This window comes from Nitrosopumilus zosterae (genome assembly GCF_025998175.1).
GTDB lineage: Archaea > Thermoproteota > Nitrososphaeria > Nitrososphaerales > Nitrosopumilaceae > Nitrosopumilus > Nitrosopumilus zosterae.
In genome coordinates this window covers 130,412-147,498 of sequence record NZ_AP026695.1, presented here as the reverse complement: position 1 = coordinate 147,498, position 17,087 = coordinate 130,412, and the positions used below count along the sequence as shown (strand labels likewise).

20 protein-coding genes and 1 tRNA gene are annotated in these 17,087 nt (G+C 33.0%); 1 reads left to right on the top strand and 20 read right to left on the bottom strand.

The features are described from left to right. Positions 1–3: 3 nt before the first annotated feature. The 10 genes from OO712_RS00865 to OO712_RS00820 form a co-directional block, all read right to left on the bottom strand. Complete coding sequence (locus tag OO712_RS00865; protein WP_109877444.1) at positions 4–660, bottom strand: 2,5-diamino-6-(ribosylamino)-4(3H)-pyrimidinone 5'-phosphate reductase; 657 nt, start codon at positions 658–660, stop codon at positions 4–6. Further along, on the bottom strand, positions 647–1,837 hold the full coding sequence (locus OO712_RS00860) for an amidohydrolase family protein (RefSeq protein WP_109877445.1): 1,191 nt from the start codon (positions 1,835–1,837) through the stop codon (positions 647–649). The genes OO712_RS00865 and OO712_RS00860 overlap by 14 nt, the downstream gene beginning before the upstream one ends. Then, positions 1,831–2,583 (bottom strand): GTP cyclohydrolase IIa, encoded by a 753-nt coding sequence (locus OO712_RS00855; protein WP_109877446.1) that lies wholly within the window; start codon positions 2,581–2,583, stop codon positions 1,831–1,833. The genes OO712_RS00860 and OO712_RS00855 overlap by 7 nt, the downstream gene beginning before the upstream one ends. Next, on the bottom strand, positions 2,580–2,996 hold the full coding sequence (gene ribH / locus OO712_RS00850) for a 6,7-dimethyl-8-ribityllumazine synthase (RefSeq protein ID WP_109877447.1): 417 nt from the start codon (positions 2,994–2,996) through the stop codon (positions 2,580–2,582). Before ribH ends, OO712_RS00855 begins: the two co-directional genes overlap by 4 nt. A 2-nt stretch (positions 2,997–2,998) precedes the next feature. Continuing rightward, positions 2,999–3,664, bottom strand: coding sequence for a 3,4-dihydroxy-2-butanone-4-phosphate synthase (ribB, locus tag OO712_RS00845; RefSeq protein ID WP_109877448.1), 666 nt, complete (start codon positions 3,662–3,664; stop codon positions 2,999–3,001). 78 nt (positions 3,665–3,742) lie between these two features. Then, positions 3,743–4,327, bottom strand: coding sequence for a riboflavin synthase (locus OO712_RS00840; protein ID WP_109877449.1), 585 nt, complete (start codon positions 4,325–4,327; stop codon positions 3,743–3,745). 95 nt (positions 4,328–4,422) lie between these two features. Next, complete coding sequence (locus OO712_RS00835) at positions 4,423–4,572, bottom strand: hypothetical protein (protein ID WP_200829100.1); 150 nt, start codon at positions 4,570–4,572, stop codon at positions 4,423–4,425. Positions 4,573–4,852: 280 nt separating this feature from the next. Continuing rightward, on the bottom strand, positions 4,853–5,557 hold the full coding sequence (locus OO712_RS00830) for a tetratricopeptide repeat protein (protein WP_109877450.1): 705 nt from the start codon (positions 5,555–5,557) through the stop codon (positions 4,853–4,855). 80 nt (positions 5,558–5,637) lie between these two features. Continuing rightward, positions 5,638–5,781, bottom strand: a complete 144-nt coding sequence (locus OO712_RS00825; RefSeq protein ID WP_200829101.1) for a hypothetical protein — start codon at positions 5,779–5,781, stop codon at positions 5,638–5,640. 64 nt (positions 5,782–5,845) lie between these two features. Next, complete coding sequence (locus OO712_RS00820) at positions 5,846–6,196, bottom strand: response regulator (RefSeq protein WP_109877452.1); 351 nt, start codon at positions 6,194–6,196, stop codon at positions 5,846–5,848. A 54-nt stretch (positions 6,197–6,250) separates the two neighbouring features. On the opposite strand from OO712_RS00820, the gene OO712_RS00815 reads away from it, so the two are divergent. Beyond that, positions 6,251–6,862: a transcriptional regulator gene (locus tag OO712_RS00815; protein WP_109877453.1), complete on the top strand. Its 612-nt coding sequence runs from the start codon at positions 6,251–6,253 to the stop codon at positions 6,860–6,862. A gap of 8 nt (positions 6,863–6,870) precedes the next feature. Here OO712_RS00815 and OO712_RS00810 read toward each other — a convergent pair whose 3' ends face one another. The 10 genes from OO712_RS00810 to nrdD all read right to left on the bottom strand — a co-directional run bounded on the left by OO712_RS00810 (position 6,871) and on the right by nrdD (position 17,039). Continuing rightward, on the bottom strand, positions 6,871–7,725 hold the full coding sequence (locus tag OO712_RS00810) for an HpcH/HpaI aldolase/citrate lyase family protein (RefSeq protein WP_109877454.1): 855 nt from the start codon (positions 7,723–7,725) through the stop codon (positions 6,871–6,873). Positions 7,726–7,732: 7 nt separating this feature from the next. Continuing rightward, positions 7,733–8,812, bottom strand: a complete 1,080-nt coding sequence (locus OO712_RS00805) for a zinc-binding dehydrogenase (RefSeq protein ID WP_109877455.1) — start codon at positions 8,810–8,812, stop codon at positions 7,733–7,735. A 41-nt stretch (positions 8,813–8,853) separates the two neighbouring features. Next, a complete protein-coding gene (locus OO712_RS00800; protein WP_109877456.1) occupies positions 8,854–9,135 on the bottom strand; it encodes a DNA-binding protein in 282 nt (93 codons plus the stop codon). 7 nt (positions 9,136–9,142) lie between these two features. Next, complete coding sequence (locus OO712_RS00795; RefSeq protein ID WP_109877457.1) at positions 9,143–9,595, bottom strand: 30S ribosomal protein S19e; 453 nt, start codon at positions 9,593–9,595, stop codon at positions 9,143–9,145. Positions 9,596–9,717: 122 nt separating this feature from the next. Further along, complete coding sequence (locus tag OO712_RS00790) at positions 9,718–10,011, bottom strand: ribonuclease P protein component 4 (protein ID WP_200829114.1); 294 nt, start codon at positions 10,009–10,011, stop codon at positions 9,718–9,720. Between the two features lie 88 nt (positions 10,012–10,099). Next, positions 10,100–10,173 (bottom strand) — tRNA-Gly (locus OO712_RS00785). Between the two features lie 22 nt (positions 10,174–10,195). Further along, positions 10,196–10,864, bottom strand: coding sequence for a ribosome biogenesis protein (locus tag OO712_RS00780; protein ID WP_109877459.1), 669 nt, complete (start codon positions 10,862–10,864; stop codon positions 10,196–10,198). A gap of 1 nt (position 10,865) precedes the next feature. Further along, the gene (locus OO712_RS00775) at positions 10,866–11,975 is read right to left on the bottom strand and encodes a hypothetical protein (RefSeq protein WP_109877460.1); all 1,110 of its coding nucleotides are present in this window, start codon (positions 11,973–11,975) and stop codon (positions 10,866–10,868) included. Positions 11,976–12,021: 46 nt separating this feature from the next. Beyond that, positions 12,022–14,673 (bottom strand): adenosylcobalamin-dependent ribonucleoside-diphosphate reductase, encoded by a 2,652-nt coding sequence (locus OO712_RS00770; protein WP_109877461.1) that lies wholly within the window; start codon positions 14,671–14,673, stop codon positions 12,022–12,024. A 212-nt stretch (positions 14,674–14,885) separates the two neighbouring features. Then, on the bottom strand, positions 14,886–17,039 hold the full coding sequence (gene nrdD / locus OO712_RS00765; protein ID WP_109877644.1) for an anaerobic ribonucleoside-triphosphate reductase: 2,154 nt from the start codon (positions 17,037–17,039) through the stop codon (positions 14,886–14,888). Between the last annotated feature and the right edge of the window lie 48 nt (positions 17,040–17,087).

Sequence of the window (17,087 nt, the reverse complement as noted above, 5' to 3'; positions counted from 1 at the left end):
AACTTACACTTTTACGTAATTCAAAACAAGGTGGTTTTTGAGCCTCATGGTAGATTTGAGTCGTAGAATAGGAGAATTTGTGATTTTTTTAAATCCGTCTCCTTCAACCAACGATACCGCATCTTTTCCACCAATTAGAAAGGGAGACAGAGTAATAATTAATTCATCAAAAAGTCCATTTTTAATAAATTCCCAATTAGTAGTTCCGCCGCCCTCTACCAGAACTGATTTTATTTTTTTATATGAAAGTTTTTTCAATAATAATTTGATATCAACAGAATTTTTTCCTGCTATAATTATCTCTACAGGAAATTTCTTGAGCCTCTCAAGATTTGATTTAGTAATTTTATTGGAAACAACCACTATAGTTGGAATTTTTTTGCTTGTTTGAATTATTTTTGAATTTTTTGATATACTACCTTTAGAATCTAAAACTATTCTAATTGGATTTTTACCTTTAGTATGTCGTACAGTTAACATAGGATCATCAAGTAAAACAGTATTTTTTCCTACAAGTATTGCATCAACTTTAGATCTTAGTTTATGTAATCTAATACCATCTAATTTTGATGATAGTTTTGAATCGCCAGTTACAGTCGCAATCTTTCCATCAATAGATGTTGCAGCACTTAGAATTACATACGGTTTAGATTTTTCCATATACTATTTTACCTCCAATCATTACTGCTTTAATTGCAGATTCAGATGCTCTATGAACAATTGATGCATGTGGATTATGCATTGGTTCTAAATCTAAAGCATGTTTATCAAGAAAAATACAATCAGCAATTTTTCCATTTTCAATTACTCCAATATCTTTGTTCAAAACTTTTCCTCCATTTACTGTAGACATTTTAAGAATTTCTTTCGGATCAATTCTTTTTTTGTGAATTCCCATTGTTGCTTTCCAAAGAAAATCCATTTCTCTGAACATATCAGGAGAATTAATCATTACATTATCTGTTCCTAATGCCAGTGTGCATCCTGCCTTTTGCATCAATTCTATGTCTGGAATACCCTCAGCAAGAGAGGAGTTGGCTCTTGGGCAAATGACAATTCCTCGGGTTTTTTTTGCTGAAATAGTAAGATCACTTTTTGAAGCAAAAGTCATGTGAACCAGAAAATGAGGTTTTAGTGACAAGGCTCTAATTGTTTCAGATTTTCCTGTAACTTTCTTTGATGCTGAAATACTTTGTATAGTTTCAGAAGAATGGATTGCTCTAAGTTTTGGTGTTTTTGAATAATATTCTAAAATAGAAGTGCTATTTTCATTTGCTCCACTGACACCAATCCCATCACATTCTTTAAGAAGTTGATTAAGATCTTCAGTTTTTTCTTTAGGTAATGGCAGGTTTTTTTTAATTTCCGTAGATTTTTGATAGAATTCAAGTCTACCTAAAATTATGGAACGAATGGGAATGTTAGATAGTACTTTTTTTAGTAAGATTACTCCATCTAATCCCCCTTCTCTAAAATCTACAAATGTTGTAATTCCTTTTCGAAGCATTGAGTGACATGTATTTTTCATAAAATTTGATAGATTTTCTTGCGATGTATTTTTTAGGATTTTTGATTTAGCTCCAAATACAGGATGGATTTTTTCATCTACACTGCTATTAAGCGTAACATCTTTTCCAATCGAATCTCCTATGTGAGTATGTGCATTAATAAAACCAGGAATTAAAAGAAGACCTTCACAGTCTACTGATTCTTCATTTGAGTTAGTTTGTATTTTTGATTGAATTTTTTGAAATACATTATTCTGAATTTTTACATTAGTTCTTAAGACAAAATCTAATTCTGAACCTTGTAATACACTAATATTTCTAATTAACATGATAATTCATAAACTTCAGGTTTTTCTTTTCCTGAATCTCGAATTTCTCGTATTGTGTCAAGAGATTTTGTGGCTAATTTTGCAGCTTCTCTACTAGTATATGCATTTCCTATTCCACAATTCAAAGATATGTTGTCATTGTCTTTAATCATGTTAATAAAATTCTGAACAGAATTTTTACCATCTTCACTTGCAATTATCATGAAATTATCACCACCCATAAAAAATGTAAGAGAATTTTTTGCAAGAAAATATTTTGACATTTTCGAATATAATTCAAAAATTATTGATGTAATTTCATAAGGAGAATTATTTTTTCTTCGTGACGTAAGATCATCTACATCTAAATGCATGATTGAAACTTTTGAATCAGGTACATTTTTAACGAATCCAAAAATATTATGTTCCTGATTTAAAATAATGTTATTTTTCTTTCCATCATATGCCTTCAGATTTGCATCAAAAGGAGATTCACCATAACCAATGGATATTGCCAAACGAATATCAAATAAGTTTTCAAGTTTTTTTTGAATTTCGATGTGATCTTCTAATTTGAGACCATTAGTAATTACAAAAAATTCATCGGCTCTATTAAGAAAAACGAGACAGTTCTTTTCAGAAAATAGTTTTTGTACTTCTTTGTATAGTGATGCCTGTAGCATTTGTAGTTCATGCTCTCTATCACTACCCAATGTCAAGGTCCAAGGACCATAACCAGTAATTTTTAATATACTGAGTTGAATCATTTTTGAATTCTCTTTAATTCATAAGAAATTTTTACAACAGCTTCTACTGCGCGTTCTGCAACAGGTCTAATTCTGGCATAAGCATGTCTTTCTTGCATTCCAGGGCCAGATATTCCTAAAGAAACAGGTTTTTGGTATTTTATAGATAAAGCAGTCAGAGATTGAGCAGCAGAATGGGAAATTACTTCATCATGTTTTGTTTGTCCTTTAATAATAGCACCTAAAGTAACTACAGCATCAACATCATTTTTTTGCAATAAAGAATCTACGATTATAGGCATATCATAAGCGCCAGGAACTTTACACGTATACAAAATTTTTAATTTCAAAGTAATTGCCTTCTCTTGAGCTACTGCAAGCATCCTAGATGTCACTTCCTCATTAAATTCCGAAACCACTACTGCAATATTCAATACTAATGCACCTTGGCGTATTCTAAGAGTTCTTTTCCATCAATTAATGGAATTCCATTTTGTTTTGCAAATTTTTCTGCTTTATCTACAGATAATGCAGAATATGTTTCAGCATCCATCATTTCACAAATTGCAGTAACAGGTGTCAAACCTGCAACCTGAGCTAAATAAACAGACATTTCGGTATGCCCTTGTCGTGCAGCTAATAATCCTTTAGACGCAATCAATAAAGGAACATGCCCAGGAGTTTTAAATGATGATGCAAATTTTTTCTGTTTATTTTCAACATTAAAAATATTTGCCATTTCTCTAATTGTTAATGATCTGTCTTTATCAGTAATTCCAGTATAAGTTTGATAGTGATTTACAGATAAAGAAAATGTTGGATGATCTCCATATGGTGCCAAACCCATAATCATTTCTTTATTTGAAATTGAAGAATCAGCAAGAATTTCATGCATGTACTTTAATTCAAGAGATTTTGCAAAATTATTATCAATTGCAATACACAACAATCCACCAGCATATTGTCGCATTCTTGCAACATGTTCAGGAGTAACAAATTCAGCTGCAACTACCATGTCAATCTCATTTTCTCTTCCAGCTGAATCAAATAACAATACAAATTCTCCTCGTTTTAGAGATTGTAGTGCAGATTCAAGAGACATAATAAAAAATCTTTCTAATCTAATTATAAAGTTTACTAAAAAATTGGTAATTACCACTAAATTTGTAGATTATTGACTTTATTTTAGAATGTATTTCCCAAGAATGTCAGTTTCAATATTAACTTTATCGCCTATTTTTTTTGTATGAAAATTTGTTATATCAAGGGTATGAGGAATTAATGAAACAGATGCAAGTGAATTTTTGATATCAACTACAGTTAAACTAATTCCATCTATAGCAATAGAGCCTTTTTTCACAACATATTTTGATAATTTCTTTGGAACTTCAAACCAAACTTGTACTTCTTTTGGTTTTTTTAGAATTTTTTTAATTATTCCAACACCATCTACATGACCTAAAACAAAATGTCCTTCAAGTCTCTCACCAGCTTTTAAACTTCTTTCAATATTTACAATTCCACCGACCTTTAGATTACCAAGATCTGTTTTTTTAGTAGTTTCCTCAATCATTTCAAAAATACAACTGGATTTTGACAATTTTGTCGCAGTAAGACATACACCATTAAGAGCAACACTTTGCCCAATTTTTAATCCCTTAGAATGCTTTCCAAGATTTACAGTCATTTCAATTGCACTACGATTTTTTGTATTTTTTGAAATTTTTTCCACTGTGCCAACACCTTCAACAATTCCAGTAAACATCAAAAATAGTTATGAATTATACGTATAAAATAGCTTTTCGAATTCAAATTTAGAGACAGATTCCAGAATTAAGAGATTTTGAGTTGTAAAACACATCACCATTCATCATCTTGAAGAATCCAAGTTAATCCAATCATATCCATTGCTGTAATGTTGGCTGAAACTGGATTTTTAATTTCATCTTCTTCCAGAGATAATGACTGATCAGCGTTTTTGTCATATTTGTACTGAATTAAGGTTGACATGTTATGTATTTACAAGATTTACTTAAAACACTAATGAACAAATCATTCATACAAATCATCAGTAGTTCCTAAATACTATTTTAGACAATATGTTATGGTTGGAATTGTCACCAGTAAACAAATCGTTGCTGGTCTTAAGTTCCAATCTCATTCATTTCTATACGTAAGATCTATAAGGAAAGGTTGAATCGTTTGTTTTATGTCAGAATTTATTCCAAAATGGTGGGAAGGGATGCTACCAGAACTAGATTTTGATATTGAAACTCAATAATGATAGTAATTATTTGGAATTATAATCTTGAAATTCATTTTCGCAGAATTGATGAAATACAGAAAACCCATTTTCCTTAGCGTCATTTTTGATTTTTTGCATATCTTTGTTTAAAACTCCTTGTGCAGCTAAAAATGCATCATCATCCATTCCTAATTTTTCAAATAATCTCGATTTTGCAAGAGGAATTTCTTTTAAGGTTGAATCAATACTTTGAGCTTTGTCATAAAATTCAATGGCATCTTTGTAATTTTGGAGATGACTAAGAGAAATAGCTTTATTCATCAAGGCTGTAACATCATTAGGATCTATTCGAAGAGAAGCATCATAACATTCTAGAGCATCTGGATGGCGATTTAGTTCGTTTAGAGATAACCCCATACTGTTAAGAGCCCAAATATCATTGGGATTTGTAGAAAGAATTAGTTTACACAATTCTAAAACTCGCTCATATTCTTTTAGATTTTCAAGGGCATAAATTTTATTTTTTAGTGCATATGTATCTGAATTTTTTATTTCTAAGACTTTATCACAATACATAATTGCCTCCTCATACTTTTTTAAATGAATTAATGATAATGCAATATTTTGAAGTGCAATCATATCATTAGGAATTTTTTCCAATAGATTTTTACAATAATTGTACATTTCTTCATATTTTCCAGCACTAAACATCCTAGTTATCACATTTGTAGGATCTAAAAGATCAATCATTTTTCTAAAATATAATAATAATTCATTATCTTTAACCTATTCTAATAAATGAAATAAAATCTTACTAGATTCTACTCTAGTTATTTTAGAACTTTACGCAGTGATTCATTCAATACTTTAGAATAACTGTATGAAGTCTGTTCTTGTTGAATTAATTTTGCTTGACGAAGTCGGAGTTTTTTATCAAGGTCTTCATCAATCATGATTGTGACTCGCTTACTCATTTTAATCATAGAAATTTTATGAATTTTACAATATAACACTATATGAAATGTTCCAAAAGTGGGATCAATCATTTATGATTGAAATTACTTGATCCATTTTGAATGGTTTCTGAATAAGAGGTATGTTAAGTTTTTCCAATTTTTCCTCCGTAGTGTAATTACTGTCTGCAGAAACAGCAACAATCCGTGCCTTGGGATTAACTTCTTGAATTTTTTTAATTGCGTAATAACCACTCCCGTTAGGCATGTTTAGATCTATTAGAACTACATCAGGATTAGTTTCCTTGAATAGCTTAACAGCAGAGGTTCCATTAAACCCATTTCCGACAACATTTACTCCCCTTTCTTCAAGAAATTCAGTAAATAGTCTAACAGTATCCTCATCATCATCAATCACAATTACTGATTTGGACATAGATGATAGTAAAAAAACAGTGCTTTAATATTTTTCATTATCTAGAATTGATAAATGGGAGGAATTGACAGATTAATTTCAAATGCTTTACTATCTGAAATTAAGAAAAAAATGGATTTGGAACTGCTCCATAAGGTTGAACGTGAATTATTTTTAGAACATGGAATGTCCATAAAGCTTTCAATTGAACATTTTCAAAAATTTACAAGTGTTCTCAAAAAAAATTCAAGTCTAGATGTTTCTAAATTTGAAAGAGATTGTCTAGATAAAATCATCAGAATAAAAGAATCAAATGAAAAATATTTTGTAACTATAATCAACCCAATTTTATCAGATTCAATATTAGAATTGTTCGGAGAATATGACTCAAGATGTATTATTACAACTCTTTTAGATAAAGAATATACAATTCCACAAATCCTTAAAGAATCTAAAGCGCCAAAAACTTCAGGATATAGAAAGATTGAAAATATGATGATCAACGGGTTGATTGTTGAAACTGGAAAAGTTCTAAGTGAAAGTAAAAAAATATCTAAGCTTCAATGTGTTTTTCAAGAAATTAATTTAGATATTAAAAAGGGAAAAACTGTTGTAAATGGAATAATACCAAAGAAAATTATGGAAAAAAGTTCTAGTGTAAAATCAATACTTCAAACATTAGAATAAGTACAATATCACTTTACTACTTCAAGAAGGGATTTTGCTTGTTTGAAATGTACTTCATCTATCATTTTTCCATCAACAATAGTGGCACCTTTACCTTTCTTTATTGATTCAAGATATGCCTTACAGACTTTTTCAGCCCAGAAAATTTCACTTTTATTAGGATGGAATAATTTGTGCACCACAGAGATTTGATCTGGATGGATGATACTTTTTCCTGAATAACCTAAACTTTTACCCAGTTTGCAATCTTTTGCAAAACCTTTAGAATCTTTTAGATCCTGCCAGATGGCATCAATTGCCACAACTCCTGCAGCATGTGCATCTACAGGAATTTTTGCTCTAGAATATCTGGCACCTTCTGATTCTTTTGTATATTCAACTCCTAGATCATTTAGAAGATCAAAAACACCAAAAACTACTGCATAAACTCTTTTTCCAAAAGATGCAATGTTATACGTGTTAACTACACCTTCTGCAGATTCAATTGACGGAATTATTTGAATTGGTTTTAGGTTTCGTGTTTTTTCTAATTTTGATAGTATTTTCTCAATTTTTTCCATCTCTTTTACATTATTTACCTTTGGGATAACAATACCATCAATTCCTTTTTGGACCACTTCTTTAAGATCAGAAGAGATTTTCCCTGAAGTTGGAGAATTTGTTCGAACAAAAATTGAAGATTCATAAGATTGTCTAGATTTTAATGCAGATTTGATAAGATTTCTTGCGTTAACTTTTTCATTGTCTGGTACTGAATCTTCAAGATCAAAGCAGACAATATCAGCACGTAATTTTTTTGCTTTTTCAAGAAATCTAGGATTATTTCCCGGAACAAAAATAAGGCTTCTGAAAAGCTGTGTCATTAAATGATTAAGTGCCCTCTGGCTTCATTAAGATTTTGCCAAAGAGACCTTTTCCAGTTAACATCTTTGTATGAGCCTCTGCTGCTTGCTCAAAGGAATATGTTGAGTCAATTGCTGCTTTAATTTTGCCTTGACCCATCCAATAAAGACCTTGATCTAATTCAGCTTTGGTTCCTTGTGTAGAACCTAGGATGTTTGTTCCTTTAAAGAAAATATGTCTAAGATCAGTTTGTGCATCGTATCCTGTTGTTGCACCACATGAAACTAGAGTTGCTCCATATTTTAGTAAGGTAAGTTGTTTGTTCCAGTGTGTTTCACCAATATGATCAAAGGAAACATCAATTCCTGGTGCTTCACCTTTTTTCTTTGCAAGTTCTTTTGAAATTGCTCTGACTTCTTTATGCCAGTCTTCTTTTCTATGATCTACTGCAAAATCGGCTCCTAGTTCTAGACATTTGTCTAGTTTGTCAGGACTTGCTGTTGCAATTACATCACAATTGTATAATTTTGCAATCTGAATTCCAAAGCTTCCTACTCCAGAGCCGCCACCCATGATTAAGACAGTTTGTCCTGGAACAATTTTGGCTCTTCCAACCAGCATATGCCATGATGTAAGTAATGTCATGGATGCAGCTGCTGCGTCATCATATGATACTCCTTCTGGAATAACTGAAACATTAACTTCTGGAAGGTGTGTTACTTCTTGAAAAGCTCCCCAAGTTGGACCAGTTTGAAATCCCCAAATGGTCCTATTAATACAATCAAATTCTCTTCCGTCAGTACATGCTTTACAAACTCTGCAAGACATGTTTGAGTGAGAGACAACTCTATCTCCAACTTTGATATTTTTAACATCTTCACCAACTGCTATAACATCTCCAGCAGCATCGGAACCTGAAACATGTGGTAATGGAACAGCAACAGGCACTCCTCTCATTCCCCAAATATCGTTATAATTCAGAGCAGCTGCTTTTACTTTAAAGACAACTTCATCTGCTTTTGGTTTTGGGTCATCTATATCCTGGACTTTGAGGATTTTAGAAAAATTATCATCTGGTGCATATTCATTGTATACTACTGCTTTCATGAATTAAACGGTGGGCTACCCATAATTATATTTTTTCTGGATCATACTCGATTTATCTTAAAATCACGTTTTGGTTGTTGAATAGAAAGCAGAATTTGTTTGAGTTGATCATCAGATATTTGACCAGGTAATTTGCCTTGAGTTGCCATGCCTATCAAATATTGTTCAACAAGATCGGATAGTTCTGATTTTACCATCTTGATATTATTTAGTCTCAATCTAGCTTCTGGTGAAAGAATTTGTTTTAGAATCTGTTCTTTTTGTGCGGATAACTCATTGTTGGTGTTTTCATAAGGAGATTCGTTAGATTCTGGAAAACTCATTTTGAATCTATGTGTAAACTTTCAATTGAGGGTTTTCAACGATTAGTTCTTTTAGAATTTCTGTGGATAATCTATCTAGTTTTTGCATTCCATTTTTAGAAATAATTCTACCTTTCTTCTCAACTTTTTCCAAATAACCAAGTTTTTCTAATCCCTGAATTGCATTGCGAATTATTGCGCCACCAGCATCTTTGTGATGAGCAGCTCCATATCCAGAGGGTTTACCTCCACCATAATCTTTTCTTAATTCGTTAATTCCAATTGGGCCATGAAAGTATATTTTTCTCATAATTGATGCACATCTAGTATACCACCAGTCTCGTTCTTGTGGGGGTCTATCTGCATGAGCTCCAGTTTTAACAAAAGGAATCCAAGAAGGCGCAGGAATATCTTCATTCTTTAGAATATTCGCTAGTCTTTTTATCAAAACATCTGCTGGTACATCGTATACCTTTGCCATAAAGTGAAAAAATCGATAATCGTCTTATAAATCATTGAGGTATTGTCGCTAGATTGTCAAATATAATGTAGCCTAAAATACATGGATCAATATTCAACTTTTCCGATAGTTCAATTCTTGTATCAAATACTGTTTTTTTTAATTGTAGCGGATGGGGGTATAACTTTACGATAAGTATGTCCACACAAGTTACAAGAAATTCTGATTGATTTGACAGATGTTCTGCCTATACGAATTCTAGAATTTAATCCAGGTGCAATAAATGACTTGCATTTTTTACAGAAAACCATCCTAAGAGCATAAGGCATCCTAATTTTGTGTCTTGTACTAATTCTTCTAGCAAGAAAAGCCTGACGCTGAGAAAGGTCAGGGTTAATTTTTGCATTAAGTATTGCTTTTTCAATTAAAATTTGCATTCGCTCTATCGCGATTTTTCTTACTGCAGATTTCACAATAATTTCTAAAACTTGACCTAAAAATTAGTTATTATTACAATGAATGAGATGCAGTCAGCGGGATTCGAACCCGCGTCACAGGGTTGGAAACCCCGAATACTAACCAGGCTATACTATGACTGCAACAGAATGCAAATTTCAGTTCCTACATAAAAATGGTTTTTTCACACTCATAGAGTAGTCTAGCAACTACAACATGACCTTCAAGTGATTCATCACCAATAGAATATAGATCAGTTATTTTGTTTTCAACAAAATCTGAAAAATGTCCTTTTTGAAATCCGCCAACTATAATACAGTCATTATTTGAAATTTCTGTAGCGATTTTTTCATACGAGCTAGGTTTACCTCTTGTTGAAAAACCAATTACTTTTGATGGATTTATTTCATCAAGTAATTCTGAAAATGTTTTTTCTTTAAGTTCTAGTAATGTTTCATTATTTGCTGTAATTTTTTTTTCTTTGTACAGTTTTTCAATTACTCCCTCAAATCTATGATATGACTTTGGCACATGGACGTTTTGACCAAAATAAATTACTTTATCATCAAGTGTATGCACGTAAATTTTTATTTTATTTTTAAGATATAATGGAATTGTGGTAGCTTCAAGTATTGAAAAATGTACTAAATCCGGTCTTCCTCTTTTTAATTCATTTTTAATTCCTTTCATAGCTGCAAAATGCCAAGAATTATCAAGTAAGATTTCTGAGGAATGTTTTCCAAGTTTTCGTGCATGAAAAATTATGGATGGGTGATCTTGTAGCTCAAATGGAACAATTTCTAATGATGATTCAGATAAAATTAAAGAGATCATTTTAGTTAGTCATATCAACTTGTTTTTTAAATTCAATCCAACTAGATTTTGGAGTACCATCACTGTTGATCAATCCTGCACTACACACATACTGATTTAATCTCTCAATTACATGCTCACTACTTCCAAAACCAGAACCACCAACAGTAAGTGTATCCTCACCAACTTCCTGTTCTTCAAATGTACATGTTCCTTCAGGTTTGTCATATTGTCTGTACCAAGTAAAAAATTCTAATTCAGATTCATTCGCAGCGTAAAAATCAAAGGATTTTTCTAAAAATTCTGTTTGTGAAGAATCACTGCCTCCAACAAAATCAGCGGTACTCCAGCTAAGTTCAAAAATTCCTACTTTCTTATCTCCAGCTAAATCAAACACTTGCTCTAAATCCCCAATTGCTTGTTCTGGTGTTTTGATAATATCATTTAGTGTGTCAACTGGTGAATAAGAAAAAGCAATAAAATCACCAACAGCTAAATCAGTCACAATATATTGTAGATTTTTGTTAATTACGTGGTGTAACGCAAATGCATTTCCTATTTTTACATCAGGATGTTTTTCTTTGGTTTTTTCATAAACTCCATTGAATAGATCCTTGTATACAGGAATATTTTGCTCATTGAATCTGAATTGAGATTCTGTTTCTCCTGCAAGAATAACTGTGTCTATGATGTCGTATCTTGATAGTATTGCATCAAGTACGCTAACCACCCTATCTTCTCCAATGGAGATTATTGGAGGTTTTCCAATCCAACTTGGAAAAGGTCCAAGTGTTTCACCATTTATTACAGAAAAGTAAAGTGTAACTTTGAGATTATTTTTTTTATTAAAACTCATCAATACGTCTGATTGTTGCCAATCAAATTTATCACGAACAGGCTCAACTAAATTCCAAAAGAGATAGACATTACTTCTTCCAATACCAGAGCTGGCAGCTTCGGAGTAAATTTCATCCAAGTTTTGTAAAGTAACAGATTGGCTAGGAGAATTAATCACTAGACCAATTTTTTCATTAGTTCGAGTATTAATTTCTGAATTGGGCATGACTAAAACTGTAGACACTATCGCAATAACCACTATGCCTGCAATTATTCCTAGAATCTTCTTGTTCACATTGATTCAAAATGAAAAGGGAGTAAAAAAGTTGTGATTCTGTTATTTATCCAGAAGTACAACCACTGTATCCGCATTCAATGCAAATGCTACAACCCTCTACGAAGACCAGATTGTTTTTGCATGTCGGACATAGACGATCTTCTGAAATCTCTTCTTGTTTTTGAGGTTCAATCTTGATTTCTTCGTCATGAACTTTTAATGCAAGTGCTGCATTTACTTGAGACTTGATGTATGGATTTGTGATGTTTTCTTTCACAAAAGCAGTCATGTAATCACTTGGTGGTACATCAAATATCTTCTGAGCATTTTCACTAGTCATATGAAGAACTTGTTTGTGTCTAGAACCATCACGATAAACTGTCATTCCTTTTAGTCCAAGTTCATGTGCTAGAAGATATGCACATTTTACGTCTTCGGCAGTTACGTCATATGGCATGTTGATTGTTTTTGCAATTGCATTTCCAATCCAGTCTTGCCATACACCTTGAGCCATAAGATGATCAGCCCAATGAATATCCATTGCTGTAACATAGACATCCTGCATCCATTGTGGAATTTCAGGTATTCCTTTCAATGAACCGTAATTGTCTGCAATCTTTTCAAGGATTTCATCATTGTAAAGATCATGTTCTTTTAGTGCTTCTTCAACTATCTTATTGGTATAGAAGAATCTTCCAACAGTTACTCTCTTCTCAAATACAAGAGCAAATGCAGGTTCCATTCCATTTGAACAATCTGCAATCATAGAGAGTGTGCCAGTTGGAGCTACCGTAGTAGTCAAGACATTTCTGATACCATGCTTTTTGATTTTATCAATTAGTGGATCCCAATCACAAGAATGAGATTCTTTTGGTCTCTCATAGTATCCTGAGATAGGAATCTTTCCTTCTGGATATTCTGTTTTAGAACATAGTGGGAACTCACCACGAGATTTAGCAAGTGCAACACTTTCTTCCATTGAATAGTATGACAGAGCTTCAGATAGTTTTGATTGTAGTTCATATCCTTCTTGAGAATTGTATGGGATTTTTAGCTTGTACAATAGATCAGCTACACCCATCACTCCAAGTCCAATACGTCTAGACTCTTTTGATGCTACATTAATTTCTGGTACCGGATATGTATTGACATCAATGATGTTATCCAAGAATCTTGTTGTCTTTCTGATTGTTTCTTCATATCTTTGCCAATCAAATTCATAAGTTCCATCTGCTTGTCTCTTTACAAGATTTACCAAGTTGATAGAACCTAGATTACAGGATTCGTATGGATAAAGACTTTGTTCACCACATGGATTTGTTGCTCTAAGTGGTGCTTTTCTTGCTTTTGCAAATACGTTGTATTTGTTAATTTGATCAAAGAAGATCAATCCAGGTTCTGCGCTCTTCCATGCAGAAAGTGCAATCAGATCAATTAGTTGATGCGCATTGATTTCTTTAACTGGTTTTTTATCACGTGGGCTACGTAAGATATAGTTACCATCAGAAGTATTTACCAAGGCATGCCAAAAGTCCTCCCAGATACCAACGCTTACGTTAAAGTTCTCTAAAACTCCTGGTTCTGTTTTGTTTGTGATGAATTTTTCAACATCAGGATGCCATGCTTCAATAATACCCATGTTTGCACCGCGCCTTTTTCCTCCTTGTTTGACTACTTCAGTGACGGTATTGATGATATTCATGAAAGATACAGGTCCTGACGCAACACCTGAAGTGGATGCTACAATATCACCTTCTTCACGAAGATCAGAATAGTTAATTCCAACACCACCACCAGACTTGAAGATTAATGCTGCATCAGAGGTAGATTTCATGATTTGTTCCATTCCATCTTCCATTCCAAGTACAAAGCATGCAGATAATTGTCCCAATCTTCCACCCGCATTCATCATGGTTGGTGAATTTGGTAGAAAGTCTTGTGCAGTCATTAGTTCAAAGTATTCTGTGATTTTGTCTGCATAATTATCTAGTTTCTTTGCTGCAAGTAATGTCAAAAGATCTTTGAAGCTTATCTTCATTTGACCTTTGTTTGCAAGACTCACGTAGTGATTGATTAAGGATCTGAAATGCCATTTGTTGAAGAAATAATCTCCTACTTTGAATTTATAATCAAAGGCATCTAGTTTTTCAAGATATGATTTTGCTTCTTCTACATCTTGTTTGATATTTCCCGATTTGTCAAAGATTTGTGAATCATATAGAATGTCTCCAATTCCTACCAGAATTGCTACTCGCTCAAACATTTGAGTTGGAGATTCAATGATCTCGTTTTTAGAATTTCGGAAAAGATATCTTGATGCCAAGACTCTAAGACAATTCAGATCAAACTTTTTGGAAACTGGGTCAAGAGCCTTCAGATTCAAGACCTTCATTTTCTCTTCCCTTAGTTTTCTTCTCTCATGTCTGTAAACAATGTAGGCTTTTGCAATATCGCTATTTCCGCTATCAATTAGAGTTGATTCTACAATATCCTGAATATCTTCAACAGTCGGTGTTCTAGTACTTGTAAATCCTTGTTCAACTAGTTTGTTAACTACATTCTCTGCTAGTTGATCGGCCAGACCACGATCGGCTTTAGAGGTGGCGGCCAATGCCCGAAATATGGCATTTGAAATTTTATTTTGATTGAAAGCCGTGACTGCGCCACTGCGCTTACGGATCTCATTGATCGTATTTTCAATTTGTGAATTGTCCATTATAATCTCCCCTCCATGCTTAGAACCAATGTGGATATAACTTATGTGCTCGAAAAGTTTTGATCTTGTCCCGTTAATGAGTCAATTTTTTTAACACCGCTACTATGAATTTCATACTGGCATAACTTTGATAGTAATGATGAAGATCGCTTATCTGATTCTGATCAAAAAATTTTAAAAAATGATCGTAACTAGTTTTTCACATACGAATATCAGACAACGTATGGGGACTTGCACTTTGGACATTTGTCCTCAAAGGGTTCATCCTTAAATCCACACTCACCACAAATTGCAATTTTTCGCACAGGCTTGAAAGAAGTCGTAAGTTCTGATGCTTTTTCAAGTGATTTTTTGATTTCGTTTACCTTTGCATTCTTGTCAATTTGTAATGTGACTAGTAATCCTCCAGTGAGGATTTTTGAGAGCTTGTTTGATTCTACTATAGGGTCACTTTTGTTAGTAAAACTAGCAATTTCAGAGGCTTGAATTACTATTCCCTGTGAATAAGAGTCACCCTCCATTGAATTTAAGGCAGAGTTTTTGCCATATTTTTCGCCATCCAGAGTAGCAAAACGAGCAGATGCCTCAGTTTCAGTCATACATATTGCAACCGTATCACCTAATTCTTTACCTTTTTTGGCTCCAACATCAACTGCTGTCTGAATTACCTTATGAAGAATATCGCGTCCTTCTTTATTGTCTTGGAATCCAAGTATGTTAAAGACAGATTCTTTGAGCCCTACCAAATTTACAACAAGTGAAACAGAACTACGTTGCATATATTGTGTGTTCTTGGCAAGAATTGGATTTAGTCCTCGTCTAGTAAGATCTGAAATCTCTTTCTTTCTTAATGCCATAGATGATAATGCCGGTTTCATTAGTAATGCAAGTCTTGCTCTAAAGTAAGTTTCATCTTTGTTTGATTCAAATGCAAGTCTTGGAAGATTAATTGAAACAGATTCCAAGTTTATTGAAAGCGGAGCTGTGGTTTTTGTAGATCCATTTGTAACGCCGGAACTAGAAGTTTGACCTTTAGCAAACATTACGTGTCCGCCAACAGAGATTATTTCAGCTATTGATTCTGAAATATCAGTAATTTTTCCTTTGTCAACATCTATTATCAAACCAATTTTTGGAATTGGAGTAATCTTTGTGTAATTCTTGTATGCATTAATAATTGAATTAATTATCTTTGTATCAGTTCCTAATTGTAATCTAATTGATACCTTTGTACTTGTTTTGTTATATTTTGCAGTTGTAGATGCAGTTGCAAACGCATCAGTGAGTTTTTGTTCAAGTTCTGGAATGGACTTTGAATATTTTGTAAATAATTGCACTAATCCATCAATTACAACTTCTTGCGAAGCCTCCTTTGACAAGAGTGCAATTACAATTGATAGTGAACTTGCAATGTCATCAAGTTGTTTTGATGCAGGAATTCTAGATACATCAAGATATTTTCCACCAAGATTGATTCCATCTTCGATTAATTCCTTGATATTAACAAATATGGTATCAGGAATCATAGACCAAATTCCAGGATTAGTAATATGCAAGTCTCCAGAAAGATGTGAGTCTGCCACATCTTTTGGTAAGATGTTAGTTAATAGATGTTCAGCAAATACCCTCTGTCCTGTGTTAAAGAGAAGACCTTCAGCGCCATTATCTACATTGTCTAGATTGGAAATCATCTCCTGAACGTCATAAACAGGAAGGCCTAGGCGTGCAAGTTTATTCCTATATTCCTCATGACCATGCTCTAGAAGGACAGAGTTCACCATTTCTCTGATTAGTGAGCCAGTCAGATAGGTGGTCTGGTATTTGTAAATTCTATTTTCGACTTCTTCAGTAATTTTTTGCGCAAGTTCTAATGGAAGACTTCCTTCACGAACCAGAGATTGAATAATTTTATGTGAATTGAATTCCTCAATTGATTGATGAGATGTTCTAACGTACATTTTTCCACTTTCAATAATTGATCTTTCTTCAATTTGTCTTGCCAAACTCAAAACTAGCTTTCCAAGATTTGTAATGGTGTATCGTCTTTCAGATTTGTTAAGTGCAACAAGGGATTGTCTAAGTAATTTTCTCAAGTGGTATGCAAATTTGCCACTTTCTTTTTTTGACTTGAATCCTGCAAGGGATTTTAATTCAGAATAAGTCAAAGGACCTTTAGAATTTAAGATTCTAAGGATATCTATTCTGTTTGGACTTGCCATAACAGAGAAAATCATTCTTACACGTTTTGATGTAGATTGTAAAATACCACTTCGTTTGGGTGATGAATCAGAGTCTAACTCTAAATCGTCATCATCATCTAGATCAGCATCCAGATCTAATTCTAGATCCTCGTCACTCATTTTCATGTTTTTTTTCTTGACTAAGGAGTAAATAAGACTTGTGACTAGATCATT

What these genes read in the sequence shown, in the direction of transcription:
- OO712_RS00820 (WP_109877452.1), bottom strand. Translation starts at nt 6,196, where the DNA reads ATGTCCAAATCAGTAATTGTGATTGATGATGATGAGGATACTGTTAGA.
- OO712_RS00815 (WP_109877453.1), top strand. Translation starts at nt 6,251, where the DNA reads ATGGGAGGAATTGACAGATTAATTTCAAATGCTTTACTATCTGAAATT.
- OO712_RS00810 (WP_109877454.1), bottom strand. Translation starts at nt 7,725, where the DNA reads ATGACACAGCTTTTCAGAAGCCTTATTTTTGTTCCGGGAAATAATCCT.
- OO712_RS00855 (WP_109877446.1), bottom strand. Translation starts at nt 2,583, where the DNA reads ATGATTCAACTCAGTATATTAAAAATTACTGGTTATGGTCCTTGGACC.
- OO712_RS00790 (WP_200829114.1), bottom strand. Translation starts at nt 10,011, where the DNA reads ATGCAAATTTTAATTGAAAAAGCAATACTTAATGCAAAAATTAACCCT.
- OO712_RS00825 (WP_200829101.1), bottom strand. Translation starts at nt 5,781, where the DNA reads ATGAGTAAGCGAGTCACAATCATGATTGATGAAGACCTTGATAAAAAA.
- OO712_RS00770 (WP_109877461.1), bottom strand. Translation starts at nt 14,673, where the DNA reads ATGGACAATTCACAAATTGAAAATACGATCAATGAGATCCGTAAGCGC.
- OO712_RS00795 (WP_109877457.1), bottom strand. Translation starts at nt 9,595, where the DNA reads ATGGCAAAGGTATACGATGTACCAGCAGATGTTTTGATAAAAAGACTA.
- OO712_RS00805 (WP_109877455.1), bottom strand. Translation starts at nt 8,812, where the DNA reads ATGAAAGCAGTAGTATACAATGAATATGCACCAGATGATAATTTTTCT.
- OO712_RS00800 (WP_109877456.1), bottom strand. Translation starts at nt 9,135, where the DNA reads ATGAGTTTTCCAGAATCTAACGAATCTCCTTATGAAAACACCAACAAT.
- OO712_RS00780 (WP_109877459.1), bottom strand. Translation starts at nt 10,864, where the DNA reads ATGATCTCTTTAATTTTATCTGAATCATCATTAGAAATTGTTCCATTT.
- OO712_RS00830 (WP_109877450.1), bottom strand. Translation starts at nt 5,557, where the DNA reads ATGATTGATCTTTTAGATCCTACAAATGTGATAACTAGGATGTTTAGT.
- OO712_RS00840 (WP_109877449.1), bottom strand. Translation starts at nt 4,327, where the DNA reads ATGTTTACTGGAATTGTTGAAGGTGTTGGCACAGTGGAAAAAATTTCA.
- OO712_RS00860 (WP_109877445.1), bottom strand. Translation starts at nt 1,837, where the DNA reads ATGTTAATTAGAAATATTAGTGTATTACAAGGTTCAGAATTAGATTTT.
- OO712_RS00835 (WP_200829100.1), bottom strand. Translation starts at nt 4,572, where the DNA reads ATGTCAACCTTAATTCAGTACAAATATGACAAAAACGCTGATCAGTCA.
- nrdD (WP_109877644.1), bottom strand. Translation starts at nt 17,039, where the DNA reads ATGAAAATGAGTGACGAGGATCTAGAATTAGATCTGGATGCTGATCTA.
- OO712_RS00865 (WP_109877444.1), bottom strand. Translation starts at nt 660, where the DNA reads ATGGAAAAATCTAAACCGTATGTAATTCTAAGTGCTGCAACATCTATT.
- ribB (WP_109877448.1), bottom strand. Translation starts at nt 3,664, where the DNA reads ATGTCTCTTGAATCTGCACTACAATCTCTAAAACGAGGAGAATTTGTA.